The sequence below is a fragment of the Streptomyces alkaliphilus genome, assembly GCF_014141535.1.
Classification (GTDB): Bacteria; Actinomycetota; Actinomycetes; order Streptomycetales; family Streptomycetaceae; genus Streptomyces; species Streptomyces alkaliphilus.
Window position 1 is genome coordinate 1 of record NZ_VKHT01000899.1, and the last position, 2,053, is coordinate 2,053.

Here is a 2,053-nt window from a genome sequence, read left to right on the forward strand (position 1 = left end):
GGGCATGGGGGTGCGCGGGGCGGTCACCTCCCCGACCTTCGTCATCGCCCGGGCGCACCCGCCCACCGGGACCGGTCCGGCACTGGTGCACGTGGACGCCTACCGGCTCTCCGGCGGCCTGGAGGAGATGGAGGATCTGGACCTCGACGTCTCGCTGACCGACTCCGTGGTGGTCGTGGAGTGGGGCGAGGGCCGGGTGGAGGAGCTGACGGAGGACCGGCTGCACGTGCGGATCGAGCGCACGGCGGGCGCGGAGGGGCCGGAGGGCGACGCCCGCCGGGTGACCCTGGAGGTCGTCGGTGGGCGTCGGGGCCTGCCCGACCCCGACCTGCTGCGCCGAGCCGTCGCCGGCACCGCTCCCGCGAGCGGGGGGTGAGAGGCGGGCGGAGGTTTCGGCCGACCGGTTCCGACGACTTCCGATGGCTTCCCCGCCGTTTCGCCGTTTCCGGGCGAACCGGCGCGATCAGGGAACGACCACGACCGGGAAACCGATGGTCGCGACCGACCACATGATCTCGCCGTCCTCCGCGGACTGACGGATGCCACCGGTCCGTTCGGGACCGTCCGGATCCGGGATCGAGCCGTCCTCGGCGGTGCTGAACCCCACCACGGCGTCGCCGACGGAGGTGAAGACCACCACGTTGGTGATCGGTACGCCGTCCGAGCCGGTGGTCGCCTCGGCCCGCCAGGTCACCTCGTACTCGCCGGGTTCCGGCCGCACCGGGCTGGGGTGCACCGGGTGGCTGTGGACGACGGTCTCCCCGCCCCCGCCGTCGCTCGCCCCGCCGTCGGTGCCGTCCGTGGCGCCGTCCGTCCCGACCAGCCACACCCGCTGCTCGCCCAGGGAGTAGACCACCCGGGCGCCCGTGCCCGAGACCGGGGGCAGCGGGGGGTGGGCGGCCTCCCCGGAGGCGCCCCCGTCGCCGCCCGCGCCGTCATCCCCGCTGTCGCCGCCGTCGGCCGGGTCGCCGATCGGGGTGTTCGCCGGGTCCCCGGTGCCGTCGCCGGCGTCGCTCCCCGCCGGGGCCGCGGTGTCGGTGCGGGGCTCCACGGCGCCGGCGGCCTGCCAGGCGAGGAAACCCACGATGGCCAGGGCCACGGCGGTCAGGGTCACCACGAAGACGGCCGAGGAGCCGCCGGTACCGTCAGAAGCACGTGCCACGATGCGCTGCCGCCTTCGCCGGAGAGGGTTGTTCGGGTGCTCGGATGGTTTCGGCTCCCGCCGCCGCGAGGCTGTACCGGGCGCGGGAAGGGCCACGCCCCGATCGGGAACGGTCGGAACCGACCGCGCGCGACCGGGTGCGATGGTCGGAAAACGACGTTAGCAGCCCGGTGCCCGCCCCTCCGCACGGTGCGACCGGCGGGGCCGGTACCGTCCCCCGCACGCCGTAGGCTGTGGGGTGTGCTGCTGCTCGCCATGGACACCGCCACCCCCGCCGTCGCCGTCGCCCTGCACGACGGCGTCCGGACCCTCGCCGGTTCCGTCCGGGTGGACGCCCGGCGCCACGGCGAGCTGTTGCTCCCCGGCGTCCACCGCGTGCTCGCCGAGGCCGGGCGGGAGCTGTCGGAGGTCACCGCGCTGATCGTGGGGACCGGCCCCGGCCCCTACACCGGCCTGCGGGTCGGCCTGGCCACCGCCGCCGCCATCGGCGCCGCCCTTCGCGTCCCCGTCCACGGCGTGTGCACCACGGACGCCATCGCCCACGCCACCGGCCGCCGGGAGCCCTTCGTGGTCGCCACCGACGCCCGCCGCCGCGAGGTGTACTGGGCCCGCTACGACGATGCCCGCACCCGCGTCGAGGGTCCCGCCGTGGACCGCCCCGCCGACCTCCCGGCGCACGTCACCGCCCTGCCCGCCACGGGCGCCGGCGCCGTCCTGTACCCCGACGCCTTCCCCCGTCGCATCGCCGGCGGGCCGAAGCACGCGGACGCCGCCGCCATGGCGGCGCTGGCCGCCGAACGGCTGGCCGCCGGCCTGCCGCTCGACCCGCCGCGACCGCTGTACCTGCGCCGCCCCGACGCCCGGGTGCCCGCCGGCTACAAGGTGGTCACC

Annotated in this window: 3 protein-coding genes; 2 read left to right on the forward strand and 1 reads right to left on the reverse strand. The window is 76.8% G+C overall.

Going from position 1 to position 2,053, the window contains the following annotated elements; translation table 11 throughout:
• The coding region (tsaE, locus tag FNQ90_RS20925; RefSeq protein ID WP_182607774.1) for a tRNA (adenosine(37)-N6)-threonylcarbamoyltransferase complex ATPase subunit type 1 TsaE at positions 1-376 on the forward strand (376 nt) is incomplete at its 5' end.
• An 87-nt stretch (positions 377-463) separates the two neighbouring features.
• Here tsaE and FNQ90_RS20930 read toward each other — a convergent pair.
• Positions 464-1,162, reverse strand: a complete 699-nt coding sequence (locus FNQ90_RS20930) for a hypothetical protein (protein ID WP_182607775.1) — start codon at positions 1,160-1,162, stop codon at positions 464-466.
• Between the two features lie 240 nt (positions 1,163-1,402).
• Between FNQ90_RS20930 and tsaB the strand changes: the two genes are divergently transcribed.
• The coding region (gene tsaB, locus FNQ90_RS20935) for a tRNA (adenosine(37)-N6)-threonylcarbamoyltransferase complex dimerization subunit type 1 TsaB (protein WP_182607776.1) at positions 1,403-2,053 on the forward strand (651 nt) is incomplete at its 3' end.